This window comes from Pseudomonas sp. 210_17 TE3656, from assembly GCF_054821965.1.
In genome coordinates this window covers 3,969,213-3,987,657 of record NZ_JBTRBC010000001.1, presented here as the reverse complement: position 1 = coordinate 3,987,657, position 18,445 = coordinate 3,969,213, and the positions used below count along the sequence as shown (strand labels likewise).

Here is an 18,445-nt window from a genome sequence, read left to right as displayed (position 1 = left end):
ATATACCCGCTTTAAATCAAAAAAGGCTCAAGCCAGTATCTCTAACAGACGTACCAGTTCATCACGCTGCCCCTCACCCAGGGTATCGATCAGGCTTGCCTGGGCTTTTTCCCAGGCTGGCTCGGCGGCCTGCAAACGCTCGTGGCCCTGCTCGGTCAGCAGCACCAGGCGATTGCGCAGGTCGCGGCCTTCAGCCAGCGCCACCAGCCCTTCGGCTTCCAGCACCCGCAGGTTTCGCCCGAGGGTACTGCGATCCAGGCCCATGGCTTCGGCCAGGGTCGAAATACTCGGCTGGTCGAGACGACGCAAATGCCGCAACAAGGAAAACTGTGCGACATTGATCCCGAAGCCTTCAAGGGCTTCGTCATAGTGCCGGCTGACCCCACGGGCAGCACGACGCAGGTGGGTGCAGATGCATTCACTGGTCAACATGGATACGTGTATATACCCGCACATTTATCGGCGCAAGCATTTCCTGATCAAGCTACGGCTGCAGGCGTTTTCGGATCGGCTCGAATTCGGCTGTAGCTGCCCAGGGAATGGGCGCCCCGAATGGCCAGGAACTACAGCGCCAAACTGAGCAGAACCGCCAACTCCAGCAATTCCAGTAGCGCACCGGCAGTGTCACCGGTGGTCCCGCCCAACCGCTGAATCATCAGTCGACGGAGCCAGAAAAAAGCTACACCCGCGACAGCCAGAACGTACAACCCTTGCAGCCCCGCCAGACACAAACACAGGACGCAACTGACAAACAGCACCCATGCCCCGCTACGCCGTGGCACATGGTCGGCCAAGGCCTGCCCCAACCCCCCGGCCCGCACATAGGGCGTGGCCAGAAACAGCCCGAGCAAAGCCGCCCGGCCCAGCAACGGCGCCACTATCAACAACAGGCCCTGCCCCCGCTCCACCAGCACCAGCAACGCGCAGAACTTGAGCAGCAGCACCAGCACCAGCGTCACCACGGCAATCGGTCCGCTGCGCGGGTCTTTCATGATTTCCAGGGTGCGTTCGCGGTCACCGAGGCCGCCCAGCCAGGCATCGGCACTGTCGGCCAGGCCATCCAGGTGCAGGCCGCCACTGAGCAGTACCCAGGCACAGAGCAACAAGGCGGTGTGCAGCAGCAACGGACTGCCGTCGAGCAAGGTGTTCAAGCCCCACAGCAGTACGCCAAACAACAGCCCCACCAGCGGATAGAACAGCAGAGAGCGGCCTAGTTGCTCAGGTGTCGGCATCCCCGGCAAACGCACCGGCAGGCTGCTGAGAAACTGCAAGGCAATCCAGAACGCGAGCATCTCAGTGCACTTCCCGCAGACTGCCGTCAGCCAGCACCTCAAGGCGACACAAGGCGCCATGACCGACTTCGACCTGCAGTAACTGTTCACGGGGCAAGCCCCTGGCCCGCGCCAGCAACAGACGCATCACACCACCATGGGTGACCAGCAACAGGTGCTTGCCAGCATGCTCCCGGTGCAATTGGACAATGGCGGCCAGTACCCGTTGCGAGAAGTCGAGCACCGGTTCACCGCCAGGCGGGGTGAAAGCATAGGGATCGGCCCAGAACTGCCCCAGTTGCTGCTCATGGGTGAGCATCAGGTCTGCGGCACTGCGCCCTTCCCACTCACCAAAATGCAGCTCTTGCAACCCGGGCGCCAACTGTACTGGCAGGCTCATTTGTTCACCCAGCGCCTGGGCAAAACGGGCGCAGCGCTGCAAGGGTGAGCTGACCAGAACCTGCCAGGGCCCGGCGGTGTCCACCGCAGCCTGCATCTGTGCCCAGCCCTTGGCGGTCAGGGCATCATCGAGGCTACCGCGCAGGCCACCGCCCAGCTCGGTTTCACCATGGCGCAGCAAGTCGATAATCATGCCGGACGGTCCGCCACCGCAGCTTCGGCGAACGTCGCCATCTGCCCGTGCAGATCGCAGGCCAGGCGCAATACGGGGACGGCCAGCGCCGCACCACTGCCCTCACCCAAACGCAAACCGAGCTCCAGCACCGGCTCTGCATCCAGTTCGGCCAGCACCCGACGGTGCCCGGGCTCGGCGCCGCAGTGACCAAACAGCAGCCAGTCACGACAATCCGGATTGATCCGCACCGCGACCAACGCGGCAACGGTGCAGATAAAGCCATCGATCAGTACGGTAATACCGGCCTGGGCGCAGCCCAGATAGGCCCCGACCAGGGCGGCGATTTCAAAGCCGCCAAAGCAGAACAACTGCTGCAACGGATCATCCGCCAGGTCCTTGTGGAGCACCAAGGCGCGCTCGATTACCTCGGCCTTGTGGCGAACGCCAGCGGCATCCAGGCCGGTACCCGGACCGCTGAGATCGATCGCCGGGCAACCGAGCAAGGCACAAGCCAGGGCACTGGCTGCGGTGGTATTGCCGATGCCCATCTCGCCGCCAATGAACAGCTGGGCGCCGCCGGCCGCCGCACGCAAGGCACTTTCACGACCACCTTGCAGCGCTTGCATGCCCTGCTCCCGGGTCATTGCCGGGGCCTTGGCGAAGTTCTCCGTTCCCGGCCCCACCCGTAGGTGACGTACACCCGGCAGGTTCAAGTGCGGGTCGATGGTGCCCAGGTCCACCACCTCCAGCTGTGCATTGAGCTGACGCGCCAGCACGCTGATCGCCGCGCCACCGCCAACAAAATTCTGCAGCATCTGCCCGGTCACCGCCTGGGGATAGGCGGAAATACCTTCGGCGACCACCCCGTGATCGCCGGCGAAGATCGCGATACTCACCTGGTCCAGGCGTGGCTTGAGCTGCCCCTGCAAACCGGCAAGTTGTACTGCAATCAATTCCAGCCGCCCCAGCGAGCCGGCCGGCTTGGTCAATTGCTGTTGACGCGCCAGGGCCTGGTCGCAGGCAGCCTGGTCAACGGCGCGGCAGGCATCAAGCCACCAGTTGTGACTCATGGTGCAGTTCCTTTCAGGGTAAGGGGTAGACCGGCGACAGTGAGCACCACACGTTGGCAACGCTCGGCAATCGCCTGGTGCAGCCAGCCAGCTTCATCGACATAGCGGCGGGTCAGCTCGCCCAGCGGCACAACGCCAAGGCCGCTCTCGTTGCTGACCAGAATGATTTCACCCGGCAACCCGGCCAGGCAATCAAGCAGCGCCGTGCGCTCGGCCTGCAGACGCTCGGGGTCGTCCAGCATCAACAGGTTGGTCAGCCACAGGGTCAGGCAGTCGACCAACAGGCAGCGCTCGACGCTGGCGTTGGCACGCAGGACATCGGCCAGAGCCAGCGGCTCTTCGATCAGCCCCCAGCTGGAGGGCCGGCGCTCACGGTGCAGTTGCACCCGGGCATTCATTTCACCATCCAGCGGTTCGCTGGTGGCGATGTAGGTGACCGGCAAGCCGCTGCGCTCGGCCAGTTGTTCAGCCAGGCGGCTCTTGCCGGAACGGGCACCCCCGAGGATCAGATTGAGCATGTCAGTTCAGCCCGCACAGTTGACGTAGGCAGGGGGTATCCAGGTGCTGTTCGACCAGGTCGGCGAGGCGCTCGATGTCGCGTTCGCGCAGCGCCTGGTAATCGATCTGTTCGACCTCATGCAGACCAGCCCAGCGCAACAATGCCGCGCACGACTGCGGGCTTTCGAACAGACCGTGCAGGTAGGTCGCGAGAATCTGCCCGTCAGCACTGATGGCGCCATCGCTGCGACCGTCCGCCAGTTGCACCGCAGGCCGCTCCAGAGCCGCGCCCTGGGTCACCCCGGCATGGATCTCATAACCGCTGATCGGCGCTTGCTCCAGTTGCAAGGTACCCGCGACGTTACGCAGTTGCTTGTGCGCTTCCAGCACGGTGACGAAATCGAGCAAGCCCAGGCCATCGCTGCTGCCAGCCGCGCCTTCCAGACCCAGCGGGTCTTCCACCCGCTGACCGAGCATCTGCAGGCCGCCACAGATGCCCAGCACCTTGCCGCCATAACGCAGATGCCGGGTGATGGCCTGATCCCAGCCACGGGCGCGCAATTGCGCCAGATCGCCGCGCACGCTCTTGGAACCCGGCAGGATGATCAGGTCCGCAGGCGGAATCGGATCGCCTGGGCCGATGAACTGCAGGTCGACTTGCGGGTGCAGGCGCAGCGGGTCGAAATCGGTGTGGTTGCTGATCCGCGGCAGCACCGGCACGATCACTTTGAGTGCGCGCGCCGCCTTGTCACCCTGGCGCTGGTCGATACCGTCCTCGGCTTCCAGGTGCAGGTCCATCACATACGGCAGCACGCCCAGTACCGGTTTGCCGGTACGCGCCTCAAGCCAGTCCAGACCCGGCTGCAATAAGGCGATGTCCCCCCGGAAACGGTTGATGACAAAACCTTTGACCCGCGCCTGCTCACTGGGCGACAGCAGCTCCAGGGTGCCGACCAGATGGGCGAACACCCCGCCGCGATTAATGTCGGCAATCAGGATCACCGGGCAGTCCACCGCTTCGGCAAAGCCCATGTTGGCGATATCGCCGGCACGCAGATTGATCTCCGCTGGCGAACCGGCGCCTTCGACCATTACCACCGGGTACTGGGCACTCAAGCGCTGATGAGACTCCAGCACCGCCTGCATGGCGATGACCTTGTAGTCGTGGTACGCCACCGCGTTCATGCTGGTGACCGCACGGCCATGGACGATGACTTGAGCGCCGGTGTCGCTATTGGGCTTGAGCAGCACCGGGTTCATGTCGGTGTGCGGCGCCAGCCCAGCGGCCTGAGCCTGGACTGCCTGAGCCCGGCCGATCTCGCCGCCGTCGGCGGTCACGGCACTGTTGAGCGCCATGTTCTGCGGCTTGAACGGCACCACCGCCACGCCCTGGCGCAACAACCAGCGGCACAGCGCGGTCACCAGTGTGCTCTTGCCGGCATCGGAGGTGGTGCCCTGCACCATCAGGGTACTCATGGCTGTTCCTTGCAGTAATCGTTGAATGCCTGTTGCAGGCGCTGAAAGTCCTGCTCGGTGGCCGGCAAACCAAAGCGCAGGCTGGCAGGCTGGCTGAACAGACGCAGCAAAATGCCCCGTCGGGCCATGAACTCATGCAGCAGCACGGCTTGATCGGTAACCAGGTACTGGAAGAGATCGCAGCCACCTGTCGGGGCAAAGCCTGCGCGGCTTAGCAAGTTTGCCAGGCGCTGGCTGGCTGCCGCGCAGCGAGCGATCTGGCGTTGATGCGCAACGCTGTCGAGCAGGCAGGCCTGGCCGAGAATCCGCGTTGGCCCGCTGACGGTCCAGGGCCCCAGCAGTTCGGCCAGGCGTTGCAACAACACCGGTTCAGCCAGCACAAAGCCCAGACGTACACCGGCCAGACCGAAGAACTTGCCGAACGAGCGCAACACAATCAGCCCCGGACGTTGTGCCTCGGCGCCAATGCTGTGCTGCGGGGTGTTGTCCATAAAAGCTTCATCGACCAGCAACCAGCCACCACGCAAGGCCAGGCGGGCATGCCAGGCGAGCAACTGCTCAGCCGACAGCAGGCAACCGGTGGGATTGTTCGGGTTGACCACCACCAGCACATCCAGGCTGTCGAGCAGTTCATCCACCTGCTCACTCTGCAACTCAAGCACCTGATGCCCGGCACGACGCCAGCCCTCGGCGTGTTCGGCATAACAGGGCGACAACACGCCAACCGTGCCGCGAGCGCGCAGGTGCGGCAAGGCCTGGATCGCGGCCTGAGAGCCGGCCACCGGCAGCACCTGCTGGACCCGGTAGTACTCGGCCGCAGCCTGTTCCAGGCCATCGTCGGTTTCCGGCAGGCGCGCCCAGGCCTGCAGCGGGATTTGCGGAATCGCGTAAGGCCAGGGCGCAATACCGCTGGACAGGTCCAGCCAGTGCTCCCGGGCGATACCGTAGTGCTGCACTGCGCGCTGCAGGCGCCCACCGTGCTCAAGCATAGAATTCAGCTCCCAGACACAACAGCAGCAACCACAACCACACGCCCAGGCAAACCAGGCGCCAGCCACGCTCAATCGACTCGGCATCAGCCACCGGGCCTTCGCCCAGTTGTGCGCGTTCGTGCAGCTCACCGTGATAGACCGCCGGGCCACCCAGCTCCACAGCCAGGGCACCGGCGCCTGCGGCCATCACCGGACCGGCATTGGGGCTGTCCCACAGCGGCGCCTGACGCCGCCAGCACTTCAGTGCCAGACGGGTTTTGCCGAGCAACGCGTAGGTCAGCGCCACCAGCCGTGCAGGAATGTAGTTGAGCACATCATCGATGCGTGCAGCGGCCCAGCCGAAACGCTCGAAACGCTCGTTGCGATAGCCCCACATGGCATCCAGGGTGTTGCTCAGGCGATAGAGCACCACACCCGGTGCGCCCGCCACGACAAACCAGAACAGCGCAGCGAACACTGCATCGCTACCGTTTTCCAGCACCGACTCGGTGGCTGCGCGCGCCACGGCGGTTTCGTCCAGTTCACGGGTTTCGCGGCTGACCAGAAAACCCACACGGCGGCGTGCTTCATCCAGGTCACCGCGGCGCAAAGCGTCGGCCACCGGGGTCACGTGCTCGCCCAGGCTGCGCAGGCCCAGGGCGCAATACAAGGCCAGCACTTCCACCAACCAGCCGATATAGGGCAGCCAGGACAGCAAGGTGGCCAACAGGGTCAGGGGAATCACCGCCAGGAACCAGGCGGTCACGCCATGGCTGCGCCAACCACGGCCAGCGGCGTTGAAACGCTGCTCCAGGCGCCCGGCCAGGCGACCAAAGGCAACCAGCGGATGACGACGCTGGGGCTCACCCAACAACGCATCCAGCGCCACCCCGGCAACGGTCAGCAACGCCACACTCATCAAGACTCTCCCCACTGGTTTTCATACAGCATGTCGCTCAAGGGCCGCGCCGTGGCCCAGCCTTCGAGGACCAGCATCGGCGCGGGATAGAACGCCTGGACCGGGCCCAGGCAAAGAATCGCCAGCGGCTTGGCACCGGCCGGCATCCCCAGCAACTGCGCCAGCGCCAGGGGCTCGAACAGCGATACCCAGCCCATGCCCAGGCCTTCGGCACGCGCTGCCAGCCAGAGGTTCTGGATCGCGCATGACAACGAGGCGAGGTCCATCTCCGGCAAGGTGCGACGGCCGAAAATGTGCTTGTCGCGGTCATCCATCAACGCCGCCACCAGCACTTCGGCGCAATCGCTGATGCCTTCGACCTTGAGCTTCATGAATTCATCGGAGCGCTCACCCAGTGCCTCAGCGGTGCGCACTCGCTCGGCTTCCACCAGGCCCTGGATACGCTGGCGCAGGTCGCGGTCGGTGATGCGGATAAAGCGCCATGGCTGCATCAGGCCGACGCTGGGCGCCTGATGCGCCGCTTCGAGCAGACGCGCAAGCAGCTCTGGCGCTACTTCGCCCTTGATGAAGTGCCGCATGTCACGGCGCTCGCCGATGGCCCGGTAAACCGCAGCGCGCTCGGCGTCTGTGAAAGCCTGGTCGTTCATGGTGCCAACAGCGCCGCCGCCGCGTGCGGGTTGGAGGCAAAGTAGAAATGCACGTAGGACGCCGTCAGCCGGCCACAGCGATAGACCGCTTCGGCGCCACGGCCGCCATTGGGGCTGTGGCCACGGGCAATCGGCTCGAGCGAGGTAGTGGTCAGCGAGTGGTGATAGGTATGGCCGCGCAAGGTGCCTTCCGGCAGCTCCACCGCCTGCAGGGCCAGCGCTGCGAGGCGCTTCTGCATCACCGCTTCGCCTTCCAGCAAACCCAGCAACTCGGCCCGCTCACCCGCAACATCGGTCAAGGCCTCAAGCAGGTAGAGCATGCCGCCACATTCGGCCAGCACAGGCTTGCCTGCCTGATGATGGCTGCGGATCGCGGTGAGCATCGCGGTGTTGGCAGCCAATGCCTGGTGATGCAGTTCCGGATAGCCACCCGGCAGGTAGAGGCTGTCTGCCTGCGGTAGCGTGCGGTCATGCAGTGGCGAAAAGAACTTCAGCTCAGCGCCCATGGCCCGCAGCAGGTCAAGGTTGGCGCCATAAGTGAAGGCAAAGGCCTCATCCCGCGCCACGGCGATGGTCACGCCATCGAACAAGGGCTCGATGACCTCGACAGTCGGCGCCGCGAACGCCACCGCCGGCGGCAGGGACGACTCACAACTGGCGCCGAGGGCTGCGGCTGCGGCGTCCAGGCGAACATCCAGATCATTGAGCTCACTGGCCTGGACCAGGCCCAGATGGCGGCTCGGCAATTCAATCCCGGTTTCCCGCGACAGGCCGCCGTACCAGCGCAGTCCTTCGGTAAGGCTGCCTTCAAGCAACTGGGCGTGACGCAAAGTGCCGACACGGTTGGCCAGCACCCCGGCAAACGGCAGGTCGGGCTGATAGCGCGCCAACCCCAGGGCCAGGGCGCCGAAAGTCTGAGCCATCGCCGTACCGTCGATCACCGCCAGCACCGGCACATTGAAATGGCGGGCAAGGTCGGCGCTCGACGGCGTACCGTCGAACAGGCCCATGACCCCTTCGATCAGGATCAGATCGGCATCGCCCGCCGCTTCCCACAGCAGCCGGCGGCTTTCCTGCTCACCGACCATCCACAGGTCCAACTGGTACACCGGCGCACCGCTGGCCCGCTCGAGAATCATCGGGTCAAGGAAGTCCGGGCCGCACTTGAACACCCGCACCTTACGCCCGAGGTTGCGGTGCAGCCGCGCCAGGGCAGCGGTAACCGTAGTCTTGCCCTGGCCTGAAGCCGGGGCGGCAATCAGCACCGCCGGGCAGTGGCGCGTGTCACTCATAGTTCAACGCCCTTCTGGGCACGGATACCGGCCTGGAAAGCGTGCTTGACCATGCCCATCTCGGTGACGGTGTCGGCCAGTTCGATCATTTCATCCTTGGCACCACGACCGGTGACGATCACGTGCTGCATCGGCGGACGCGCCTGCAGGTCGCTGAGGACCTGTTCGAGGTCAAGGTAGCCATGCTTGAGGGCAATATTCAGCTCGTCGAGCACCACGAAGGTGATCGTCGGATCCTGCAGCAACTGGCGCGAAACGGCCCAGGCCGCTTCGGCTGCGGCGATGTCACGCTGGCGGTCCTGAGTTTCCCAGGTGAAGCCTTCGCCCATCACGTGATAGCGCACCTGTTCGGGGAAACGTCGGAAGAACAGCTCTTCGCCAGTGCTGTTGCGGCCCTTGATGAACTGCACCACGCCGCATTGCATACCATGGCCCATGGCCCGGGCGAGCATGCCGAAGGCCGAGCTGCTCTTGCCCTTGCCGTTACCGCTGAGCACCAGCAGCAGGCCGCATTCGTTAGGGGCGTTGGCAATACGCTCGTCGATTACCGCCTTCTTGCGCTGCATACGGGCCAGGTGGCGTTCGTCACGCTCGGTGGATTCAGTCATCGAAGTCTCCGCAAACCACTGTCAGCCAACCTGCAACGCGCCTGCCAGCACAGGGCTGCACAGCGTTCGCGGCAAAGAGATGGCAACAGATCAATGGATAAGGCAGACGGAAAAACGCGCAGGGCTGCGGCACAGGCCGAAGAAACCGCGCATCACCCTCCGTGATGCCGTTGGCTGTTACAGGCCGGTCTCCGGGCTTGTGAGCGGGGTCATCAACACCCGGGGTCGCGCGCCTTCCCGGGTGCGATCACCCAGTGGCCATGCGCGGCCTTGACTCACCTACCGTTGCGGGGGCAGCGCCGGACTCGCACGCAATTGCGCACCCACCGGCTTCCCTGTTTCACCCTGCCAGACCACAGCCCACAGAGCACCTGAAACAAGTCGCGAAGGTTAGAGGGTTGCACCCGGAGCGTCAATGAAAGGCGCAGCACTGGCCTGGATCAATGGCGCCTTTGTCATCTTGTGCCACCCTGATATCAGTGATATCAAATAGCCACAATTTGGCTGTCTCGATTACAACGATAAAGGAGAGAGCGGCATGCAAGGCCTGATCATCAATAACCCGCGCCTGGAATTCCTGCGTCCGGCCCTGGAACGCTGGGTCGAATGCATCGACCGCTGCAACCAGACCCTGGGCGACGGCGAGGCCCCTTACTGGCACGGCGCCCAAGCGAACCTCGGCGTGCTCTCGGCCGCAGCCTGGCAAGCAGAGCTGATCACCTTGCAACATCACCAGAGCAAGAAGCAGCGTGACGAAGGTGAGCGTGAAGGTTACTGCGACCTGTACATCGCCAATCGCGAAGAAGCCGCCTACCTGCAAGCCAGCCAGCGCTGGCCACGCATCGCCCGCCTGGACCTGAACAACGCGCTGCAAGAGACTGTGCTTGCCGCCCGCCAGGTGGCTGCACCCAGCCAGCTAAAAGTCGCCGCGCTGTTCGCCAGCCCCTGGAAAGCCGGACAGCATGCCAGCCCCGAAGAACTCCAGGACCTGGTCGACGACCTGCAAAAGCACACCGCCTGTGCCATTGCCTGGTACTTCCCCTATGCCTACCGCAAGCTGCACAACGAGGCCGGTCAGTACCATCCGGGGGTTGCGCTGCTGCTCAAGCAGGCATGATCAATCGCGGGGCAAGCCCGCTCCCACAATACCGAGCAAACCTGTGGGAGCGGGCTTGCCCCGCGATCAGCTTGGTAAACTCAACGCTTACGACAAAGCGTCAAGCCATCCCCTATGGGCAACATCGACAGATCCACCCGCGGATCGTCCTTGAGCCTCAGGTTCAACGCCTGTATTGCCCGGGTATCTTCACTGTCGGGCTGCGTCTGCAGCACCCGCCCGCTCCACAGGGTGTTGTCGAACAACACCAGCCCACCTGTACGCAGCAAGCGCAGGGCCTCTTCCAGATACTGCGGGTAGTTGGCCTTGTCGGCATCGATGAACATCAGGTCGTAACGTCCTGACGGCAATGTCGCCAGCGTTTGCAAGGCGGGCGCCAGGCGCATCTCGATACGTTCCGCCACGCCGGCCTCCCGCCAATAGCGCCAGGCAATCGCGTTGTAACTACCTTCAAGATCGCAGCACAACAACTGCCCCTGCTCCATGGCCTGGGCCATGCACAGTGCGCTGTATCCGGTGAAGGTACCGACCTCGATCACCCGCTGCGCGCCGATCAGGCGCACCAGCAGCGCCAGCAACTGCCCTTGTTCCGGCGCCACCTGCCAGCGCGCCTCGGGCAACGCCTGGGTTTCCGTGCGCAAGCGCGCAAGCAACGGTGTCTCGCGAAGAGAAACCGCTTGCAGGTATTGGTAGAGAGCATCGTCGAGGTAGAGCGTTTGTGCCGTCATCGCCTACCTCGCAAGGTCAGGGGTTGCGCGCCAGGTGGGTCGGCGCCAGCACCCGCTTGGCATTGAGATAGGTTTTGTTCCAGTAGCTGTTGGACAGGTAGTCCAGACGCACGGTTCCGCCCGCAGACGGGGCATGCACGAAACGGCCTTCGCCGACGTAGATGCCGGCGTGGCTGACCTGCGAACCGCCATTGGTGGCAAAGAACACCAGGTCCCCGGACTGCAGGGCGCCACGGTCGATGGTCGGCGCGCGCACGCCAATCATTTCACGGGTGGTGCGCGGCAGGGCGATACCGGCGGCATCGCGATAGACGTAACCGATCAAGCCACTGCAATCAAAACCCGAGTCCGGTGTATTGCCGCCCCAGCGATAAGGCGTACCGACCAGGCCCAAGGCACGGAACAGCACATCTTCGGCAACCGGAGAGAAATATACCTGAGGCGCCATGACGGCTGGCTCGACCACCTTGGGCGGGGTCGGGGCATGGCTGGAGCAGGCACCGAGCAGTGCCAGCAGGGAAAGTAGAGCGAAGCGCGCCTTCATCGCCATGGTCAGAACATCCTGTCTGAAGCCGTCCGGCGGTGAGCCGGAAAATAGTTGAGAATTTAGATTAGACGCTTTCTGTAAACACGCACGGCGACGAGCTTTTCAGCTACGTCGCCGTGATACCGCAAGGCCGATGATCAGTTGCGCGAGATGGTGGTCGCGGTCGGTGCCATGGCCAATGCGCGTTTGGCTTCGATAAAGGTCTTGCTCCAATAGCGATCACCGAGTTTGTCGATGCGCACGCCACCGCTGCGGCGGCTGCTGGAGTGGATGAACTGATCGTCGCCCAGGTAGATCCCTGCGTGACTGACACGACCGCGACCATTGGTGCTGAAGAACAGCAGATCACCCGGCTTGAGGTTGTTACGGGCAACCAGCGGGGCTTTTACGTTGATCATTTCGCGGGTGGAGCGCGGCAGGTTGAGGCCGGCTTCTTCGCGGAACAGGTAACCGATGAAACCGCTGCAATCAAAGCCGGTGTTCTCGGAGGTACCACCGAAACGGTAACGGGTACCGATCAGCGACATACCGCGCTCGAGAATGTTGTCAGCCAGGGCTGGCAATTGGTAAGGCTTGCTGCTGGCGAAATCCTGAAGTTCTTCTTCGGTGGCCAGCTCTTCCTCGAACACCGACGAGGTGGAGGACTTGCTCAAAACCTGAGCGGAAATCGGTTGTTGAACCTGCTGCTGCGAAACAGGGCTATGCGCTGCGCAGCCAAAAAGCAGGGTCACAAGTGCGAGGGGCACGAGGGGTGCGAAGCGATTTAGCATGGGCACGACCGTGTCTTGGATTTAAAGAAGTCGAAACTATGCCTTCTATCGCATCGATTTGCAAATTCAATCGAAAAAAATGTGACTTTTACGTGCCGAGGCTCTAGCCCCTGCCTCACCAGCCTAAAGTTTCTTTCAAAAACGGGATGGTGAGCTTGCGTTGAGCCTGCAAAGAAGCCTGATCGAGGCGTTCGAGCAAGTCGAACAAGGCGCTCATGCTGCGCGTGCCGCGGGTGAGGATGAAGTGTCCGACCTCGTCGGAGAGTTGCAGGCCGCGGCGCGAGGCGCGCAGTTGCAAGGCGCGCAGCTTGTCTTCGTCAGACAGCGCACGCATCTGGAAGATCAGCGCCAGGGTCAGGCGCGACTTGAGGTCTGCCAGCTTGATCGGCAGCTCCCGCGGTGAACTGGATGCTGCCAGCAACAAGCGCCGGCCGCTGTCACGCAGGCGGTTGAACAGGTGGAACATGGCCTCTTCCCACTCCGGCTTGCTGGCAATCACATGCAGGTCGTCGAGGCAGACCAGTTCGTACTGTTCGAGGTTATCCAGCAACTCGACTCCACGGTCGAGCAGCTGCGCCAGCGGCAGGTAAACAGCAGGTTCACCCAATTGCTCGAAACGCAGGCAGGCGGCTTGCAGCAGGTGGGTACGCCCGACGCCCTGCTTGCCCCAGAGATAGATCAGGCTTTCGGTCCAGCCGGCGTCGGCTTCGCAGAGTCGCTCGACGTAGCCCAATGCGGCGGCGTTGGCACCCGGGTAGTAGTTGATGAAGGTGGCGTCATCACGCAGACGCACACCCAAGGGCAACTGGATCGGTTTCATGCTGGCTGGGCAGTTCCGAAGAACCACAAGGGGCCTTTTGTGAAAAGTCTGCAAAGTCTATACCCGTGGCGCCGGTCGCACAATCAGTGAGGACCACAAGTAAAATCAAAGGCTTGCATTGACACCCGGGAATCACTGCAAGCCCATTGCCATCAAGCTAGAGATCCGGGTCGATCTCACCGCCATACATATCCGACTCTTTATAGAGATCATGGACGTGACGCAGTAGCACCATGATCACCGCCGCCACCGGCAGGGCCAGCAGAACGCCGGTGAAACCGAACAATTCACCGCCGGCGAGAATGGCGAAAATCACCGCCACCGGATGCAGGCCGATGCGGTCGCCGACCAGCAATGGCGTCAGGACCATGCCTTCCAGTGCCTGGCCGATCATGAATACCGCTGCGATCGCCAGTAACGGATAAGGATCACCGCCAAACTGGAACAACCCGGCAATCATCGCCGCGCCGATACCAATAATGAAGCCCATGTACGGCACGATGGCCGCCAGACCTGCCAGCAGGCCAATCAACAATCCGAGCTCAAGGCCCACAAGCATCAGGCCAGAGGCATAGATAACCCCCAGCGCCACCATCACCATCAACTGGCCACGGACGAACGCCCCCAGCACTTCGTGGCACTCACCGGCCAGCGCCACCACACGCTCCTCGCGCTGACGCGGCAGCAGGCCACGGATCTTGGCCATCATCAGGTCCCAGTCACGCAGCAGGTAGAAGCTCACCACCGGGATCAGCACCAGGTTGGCCAGCCAGCCCAGCAGGGCCAGCCCCGAAGCGGTGGCCTGGGACAGGATGACCCCGACGATGTCGGTGGTCTGACCCATATGACCGCTGATGGCCGCCTTGATCTTGTCGAACTTCCAGAAGCCCTCGGCCAGGCCAAGGCGTGTCTGTAGCCAGGGCAAGGCATCATGCTGCAACCAGTCAAGCATCTGCGGCGCCAGCTCGTAGAGGCGCACCAACTGCTTGGCCAGCATCGGCACCAGCACCAGGAGCAGCAGGGTCAGCAACAGGGTAAACAAGGTGAATACCAGCACCACGCCCCAGGTGCGGGACAAGCCGGCACGTTCCAGGCGATCGACCAGCGGGTCGGCCAGATAGGCCAGCAGGATGCCGACCAGAAACGGCGACAGAATCGGGTGCAGCCAGTACAGCAAAGCGGCGCACAGTAAGGTTACGCCGGGCCATACCCAGCGACGCATATCAATCATGAACGGCTCCAGGCCTGGTCAGGGATTACCAACGAAAACGCAGGCCATTGAACGGTTTTGGCGCAGCGGCCTGGGTCGCAGCCGGATTGGCCGGATCAACAGGCGGTTGTGGTACCGGCGCTTCAGCTGGCAGCTCCTGCAGTTTGGCCAGGCCCAGCTGGGCGCGCAGCTGATCGCTGTTGCCAGTGACCTGATAGGTCAGGGTATCGCCCTCAACCTGCTTCAGGCGCGCACCATAGGGTTCCAGCACCCGGCCGAGATCGGCATAACGTGCCAGGTTCATGCCCTGGACCTGCACCTGCATTTCGCTGCTGGCACCGGGGCGAGTCACAAAGCGCGGCGCCAGGCGGTTGCTGACCGCCAGCATCACGGCGTCGGCCAGCGCGGCCTGGTCGGCAGCTTCAACCTTGCCCTGCTCGCGCTGCTCGCCCAGCCACAGCCGCCAGGTGCCCTGCCACTTGCCGTCGGCTTCACTGGCATGCACCGCCAGCAAGGCGTCGGCGCCATAACGCTCGGAAGCCTCACGCAGCGGCGCAGGGTCCGCACCCTCTAGATTTTTCGCAGTGGCCACCAATTGCTCATTGAGGTCGGCCAGCGGCAGACGCAATGGCAAGCCTCGGTGCTGGGCGGCACGGCGCAGGGGCGCGGCGCTGCTCTGGCCGTCGCCGACCAGACTTGAGCCTTCGGTACTGTCGTTCAACCACCAGCCAAGGATCGAAGGCCGATTGTTGCCCCACAGCGCCAGGCCCGCCTGACGCAAGGTGCGCTCGGTGCTGCCCGGATCGAAGTCCACCAGCACGGTTTCGGGCGGCCCGGCCTCGAAGCCGAACTGACTGATGATCTGTTGCGGGTCTTTGCGCAGCCCCGCCAGGGCCGGGCTCTGCGCCGCCTTGGGGTCGCCGGTCAGGCGCAGCACGAGGGTTTCAAGGGCTTTGCCGGTGGCCTGAGTACGGGCTTCGGCGCCCTGGCCGTCGACCGGCTCGCGAACCTGATAGAGGCCGGAAAGGGTTTCGGCCTGAGCCGACAGCCCCAGCAAGGCAAGACAGCCAACGGCCAGGTAATTACGCAAACGCATGGAGGATTCCTGTCCTGGTAATAAAGAAGCGATGCTTATAAATAAGATGCCGGTATGACCGCAGCACCCGGCAAAACATTCAGCCAGCGCGGTCAATTTCATCTCATCGCCTTTGCTATACCTTATACAGCCTGGGCCCCGGCAACCAGCGAGACACTGTTAAAGGCTATTTTTTTAGCCGATCTGGGCTCTGCCCGTCGGCCTGAGGATGGCCGCTACCGGGCAACCCTGATAAAATCGCGCGCCTTCGCAGACCGGCGACGGTCAGGCAACCGGATTACCCTCCGCCTTGCCTGGCAGGTCACGGTCGATTCCCCTGAATCCCTCCCCCCTAAAGGCCTGGATCATGAGCAAGCAACCCTCCCTGAGCTACAAGGACGCCGGTGTAGACATCGACGCCGGTGAAGCATTGGTCGAACGCATCAAAGGCGTTGCCAAGCGCACGGCGCGCCCGGAAGTCATGGGCGGCCTGGGCGGTTTTGGCGCCCTCTGTGAAATCCCGGCCGGCTACAAACAACCGGTACTGGTCTCCGGCACCGACGGCGTCGGCACCAAGCTGCGCCTGGCACTGAACCTGAACAAGCACGACAGCATCGGCCAGGACCTGGTCGCCATGTGCGTCAACGACCTGGTGGTGTGCGGCGCCGAGCCGCTGTTCTTCCTCGACTACTACGCCACCGGCAAGCTCAACGTTGATGTTGCCGCTACCGTGGTTACCGGCATCGGCGCTGGCTGCGAACTGGCTGGCTGCTCCCTGGTCGGCGGTGAAACCGCTGAAATGCCTGGCATGTACGAAGGCGAAGACTACGACCTGGCCGGCTTCTGCGTTGGCGTGGTGGAAAAAGCCGAGATCATCGACGGCTCCAAGGTTGCCACTGGCGACGCGCTGATCGCCCTGCCGTCTTCCGGCCCGCACTCCAACGGCTACTCGCTGATCCGCAAGATCATCGAAGTGTCCGGTGCCGACATCGAAAACACCCAGCTCGACGGCAAGCCGCTGACCGAACTGCTGATGGCGCCGACCCGTATCTACGTCAAGCCGCTGCTCAAGCTGATCAAAGACACCGGCGCAGTCAAGGCCATGGCCCACATCACCGGTGGCGGTCTACTCGACAACATCCCGCGCGTCCTGCCAAAAGGCGCCCAGGCGGTGGTCGACGTCGCCAGCTGGAATCGCCCGGTAGTCTTCGACTGGCTGCAACAGCAAGGTAACGTTGACGAGCACGAAATGCACCGCGTGCTGAACTGCGGCGTCGGCATGGTCATCTGCGTGGCTCAGGACCAGGTCGAGATCGCTCTGAAGAACCTGCGTGACTCCGGCGAGCAGCCATGGGTCATCGGCCAGATCGGCGTTGCTGCCGAAGGCGCTGCCCAGGTCGAGCTGAAGAACGTCAAGGCGCACTGATGCCAAGCAAGTCTTGTGATGTCGTGGTGCTGCTGTCCGGCACCGGCAGTAATCTGCAAGCCTTGATCGACAGCGTCCGCACCGGCGATAGCCCGGTGCGGATCCGCGCGGTCATCTCCAACCGCGCCGATGCCTATGGCCTGCAGCGCGCCCGTGATGCCGGCATCGACACCGCTGTGCTCGACCATAAAGCCTTCGAGGGCCGCGAGGCGTTCGACGCGGCCTTGGTCGAGCTGATCGATGGTTACCAGCCGCAGCTGGTGGTGCTGGCCGGTTTCATGCGCATCCTCAGTGCCGGCTTCGTCCGTCACTATCAAGGTCGCCTGCTGAACATTCATCCGTCGCTGCTGCCCAAATACAAGGGCCTGCACACCCATCAACGCGCTCTCGAGGCGGGTGACAAGGAGCATGGCTGCAGCGTGCACTTCGTGACCGAGGAACTCGACGGCGGACCGCTGGTCGTACAGGCAGTAATACCGGTAGAGTTGGATGACACGCCAGAACGTCTGGCGCAACGGGTTCACAGCCAGGAACACCAGATTTACCCGCTGGCAGTGCGCTGGTTCGCCGAAGGCCGTTTGCGCCTGGGTGAGCACGGTGCTCTACTGGATGGCCAGCCTCTGGCGGCCAGCGGCCACTTGATTCGACCCTAGGAGATACTATGCGTCGCGCCCTGCTCTTCGCTCTTGCCGTGCTCGCACTGCCGCTTCAGGCAGCGGATCTGAAACCTTTCTCGGCCAGCTACACCGCCGACTGGAAGCAGCTGCCCATGAGCGGCACCGCCGAGCGCAGCCTGGAAAAGAATGCCAACGGTACCTGGAGCCTGAACTTCAAGGCATCGATGATGATCGCCAGCCTGACCGAGCAAAGCACCCTGCGTCTGGACAAGGACACCCTGCTGCCACAGACCTACCACTTCGAACGTGGTGGCCTGGGCAAGGCCAAGAAAGTCGACCTGGACTTTGACTGGAGCAGCAAGCTGATTACCGGCACCGACCGCGGTGACGCGATCAAGCTGCCGCTGAACCGTGGCGTGCTGGACAAGTCCACCTATCAGCTGGCCCTGCAACATGACGTCGCTGCCGGCAAGAAGAGCGTGAGCTACCAGGTGGTTGATGGCGACGAGATCGATACCTATGACTTCCGCGTCCTGGGTACCGAAAAAGTCACCACCAAGACCGGTCAGGTCGATGCCATCAAGGTCGAGCGTGTGCGCGATCCGAGCCAGAGCAAGCGCATCACCGAGCTGTGGTTCGCCAAGGATTGGGATTATCTGCTGGTACAACTGCGTCAGGTCGAGACTGACGGCAAGGAGTACGTGATCGTGCTGCAGGATGGTACGGTCGATGGCAAGGCGGTCAAAGGCAACTGATTGCCTGACTGCTGGTTACACCCGAAACCCCGCCAAGTGCGGGGTTTCATTTTT

General features: G+C 63.1%; 21 protein-coding genes and 1 riboswitch. Of the genes, 4 read left to right on the top strand and 17 right to left on the bottom strand.

The genetic code is table 11. From position 1 onward, the window contains the following. Positions 1-27: 27 nt before the first annotated feature. The 11 genes from ACVI9W_RS18725 to cobO all read right to left on the bottom strand — a co-directional run bounded on the left by ACVI9W_RS18725 (position 28) and on the right by cobO (position 9,326). Positions 28-432 carry a MarR family winged helix-turn-helix transcriptional regulator gene (locus ACVI9W_RS18725; protein ID WP_038608162.1) on the bottom strand — a complete coding sequence of 135 codons (405 nt, stop codon included), beginning with the start codon at positions 430-432 and terminating at the stop codon, positions 28-30. Positions 433-563: 131 nt separating this feature from the next. Beyond that, positions 564-1,292, bottom strand: a complete 729-nt coding sequence (locus ACVI9W_RS18720) for an adenosylcobinamide-GDP ribazoletransferase (RefSeq protein WP_461530789.1) — start codon at positions 1,290-1,292, stop codon at positions 564-566. A gap of 1 nt (position 1,293) precedes the next feature. Further along, positions 1,294-1,863, bottom strand: coding sequence for an alpha-ribazole phosphatase family protein (gene cobC, locus ACVI9W_RS18715; protein WP_461530788.1), 570 nt, complete (start codon positions 1,861-1,863; stop codon positions 1,294-1,296). Then, complete coding sequence (gene cobT / locus ACVI9W_RS18710) at positions 1,860-2,915, bottom strand: nicotinate-nucleotide--dimethylbenzimidazole phosphoribosyltransferase (protein WP_461530787.1); 1,056 nt, start codon at positions 2,913-2,915, stop codon at positions 1,860-1,862. The genes cobC and cobT overlap by 4 nt, the downstream gene beginning before the upstream one ends. Then, a complete protein-coding gene (cobU, locus tag ACVI9W_RS18705; RefSeq protein ID WP_461530786.1) occupies positions 2,912-3,433 on the bottom strand; it encodes a bifunctional adenosylcobinamide kinase/adenosylcobinamide-phosphate guanylyltransferase in 522 nt (173 codons plus the stop codon). Before cobU ends, cobT begins: the two co-directional genes overlap by 4 nt. Position 3,434: 1 nt before the next feature. Then, positions 3,435-4,889: a cobyric acid synthase gene (locus tag ACVI9W_RS18700; RefSeq protein ID WP_461530785.1), complete on the bottom strand. Its 1,455-nt coding sequence runs from the start codon at positions 4,887-4,889 to the stop codon at positions 3,435-3,437. Continuing rightward, the gene (gene cobD, locus ACVI9W_RS18695; RefSeq protein WP_461530784.1) at positions 4,886-5,878 is read right to left on the bottom strand and encodes a threonine-phosphate decarboxylase CobD; all 993 of its coding nucleotides are present in this window, start codon (positions 5,876-5,878) and stop codon (positions 4,886-4,888) included. Before cobD ends, ACVI9W_RS18700 begins: the two co-directional genes overlap by 4 nt. Next, complete coding sequence (gene cbiB, locus ACVI9W_RS18690; RefSeq protein ID WP_461530783.1) at positions 5,871-6,779, bottom strand: adenosylcobinamide-phosphate synthase CbiB; 909 nt, start codon at positions 6,777-6,779, stop codon at positions 5,871-5,873. The genes cobD and cbiB overlap by 8 nt, the downstream gene beginning before the upstream one ends. After that, positions 6,779-7,426: a 5,6-dimethylbenzimidazole synthase gene (gene bluB / locus ACVI9W_RS18685; RefSeq protein WP_461530782.1), complete on the bottom strand. Its 648-nt coding sequence runs from the start codon at positions 7,424-7,426 to the stop codon at positions 6,779-6,781. Before bluB ends, cbiB begins: the two co-directional genes overlap by 1 nt. Then, positions 7,423-8,718 (bottom strand): cobyrinate a,c-diamide synthase, encoded by a 1,296-nt coding sequence (locus ACVI9W_RS18680; protein ID WP_461530781.1) that lies wholly within the window; start codon positions 8,716-8,718, stop codon positions 7,423-7,425. Before ACVI9W_RS18680 ends, bluB begins: the two co-directional genes overlap by 4 nt. Continuing rightward, positions 8,715-9,326, bottom strand: a complete 612-nt coding sequence (gene cobO / locus ACVI9W_RS18675) for a cob(I)yrinic acid a,c-diamide adenosyltransferase (protein ID WP_191832860.1) — start codon at positions 9,324-9,326, stop codon at positions 8,715-8,717. The genes ACVI9W_RS18680 and cobO overlap by 4 nt, the downstream gene beginning before the upstream one ends. 165 nt (positions 9,327-9,491) lie before the next feature. After that, positions 9,492-9,716: riboswitch (cobalamin riboswitch) on the bottom strand. Positions 9,717-9,864: 148 nt separating this feature from the next. Between cobO and ACVI9W_RS18670 the strand changes: the two genes are divergently transcribed. Continuing rightward, entirely contained in the window at positions 9,865-10,443 is a 579-nt protein-coding gene (locus ACVI9W_RS18670) for a hypothetical protein (protein WP_461530780.1), read from the top strand. A gap of 80 nt (positions 10,444-10,523) precedes the next feature. On the opposite strand, the gene ACVI9W_RS18665 is transcribed toward ACVI9W_RS18670, so the two are convergent. The 6 genes from ACVI9W_RS18665 to ACVI9W_RS18640 form a co-directional block, all read right to left on the bottom strand. Next, positions 10,524-11,171 (bottom strand): O-methyltransferase, encoded by a 648-nt coding sequence (locus ACVI9W_RS18665; RefSeq protein WP_461530779.1) that lies wholly within the window; start codon positions 11,169-11,171, stop codon positions 10,524-10,526. A 16-nt stretch (positions 11,172-11,187) separates the two neighbouring features. Further along, on the bottom strand, positions 11,188-11,721 hold the full coding sequence (locus tag ACVI9W_RS18660; protein ID WP_461530778.1) for a C40 family peptidase: 534 nt from the start codon (positions 11,719-11,721) through the stop codon (positions 11,188-11,190). 134 nt (positions 11,722-11,855) lie between these two features. Then, a complete protein-coding gene (locus tag ACVI9W_RS18655; RefSeq protein WP_461530777.1) occupies positions 11,856-12,488 on the bottom strand; it encodes a C40 family peptidase in 633 nt (210 codons plus the stop codon). A gap of 115 nt (positions 12,489-12,603) precedes the next feature. Then, positions 12,604-13,308 (bottom strand): DnaA regulatory inactivator Hda, encoded by a 705-nt coding sequence (gene hda / locus ACVI9W_RS18650; RefSeq protein WP_461530776.1) that lies wholly within the window; start codon positions 13,306-13,308, stop codon positions 12,604-12,606. A 157-nt stretch (positions 13,309-13,465) separates the two neighbouring features. Beyond that, complete coding sequence (locus ACVI9W_RS18645) at positions 13,466-14,539, bottom strand: AI-2E family transporter (protein WP_461530775.1); 1,074 nt, start codon at positions 14,537-14,539, stop codon at positions 13,466-13,468. 25 nt (positions 14,540-14,564) lie between these two features. Then, positions 14,565-15,614 carry a DUF2066 domain-containing protein gene (locus ACVI9W_RS18640; RefSeq protein ID WP_461530774.1) on the bottom strand — a complete coding sequence of 350 codons (1,050 nt, stop codon included), beginning with the start codon at positions 15,612-15,614 and terminating at the stop codon, positions 14,565-14,567. Between the two features lie 346 nt (positions 15,615-15,960). Here ACVI9W_RS18640 and purM point away from each other — a divergent pair, with 346 nt between their 5' ends. From purM to ACVI9W_RS18625, 3 genes are read left to right on the top strand one after another with little or no spacing between them, the layout of a single operon-like run. After that, positions 15,961-17,019, top strand: a complete 1,059-nt coding sequence (purM, locus tag ACVI9W_RS18635) for a phosphoribosylformylglycinamidine cyclo-ligase (RefSeq protein WP_461530773.1) — start codon at positions 15,961-15,963, stop codon at positions 17,017-17,019. After that, positions 17,019-17,672 (top strand): phosphoribosylglycinamide formyltransferase, encoded by a 654-nt coding sequence (gene purN, locus ACVI9W_RS18630; protein WP_157191507.1) that lies wholly within the window; start codon positions 17,019-17,021, stop codon positions 17,670-17,672. Before purM ends, purN begins: the two co-directional genes overlap by 1 nt. An 8-nt stretch (positions 17,673-17,680) precedes the next feature. Then, the gene (locus ACVI9W_RS18625; RefSeq protein WP_191832854.1) at positions 17,681-18,391 is read left to right on the top strand and encodes a DUF3108 domain-containing protein; all 711 of its coding nucleotides are present in this window, start codon (positions 17,681-17,683) and stop codon (positions 18,389-18,391) included. Positions 18,392-18,445: the final 54 nt, after the last annotated feature.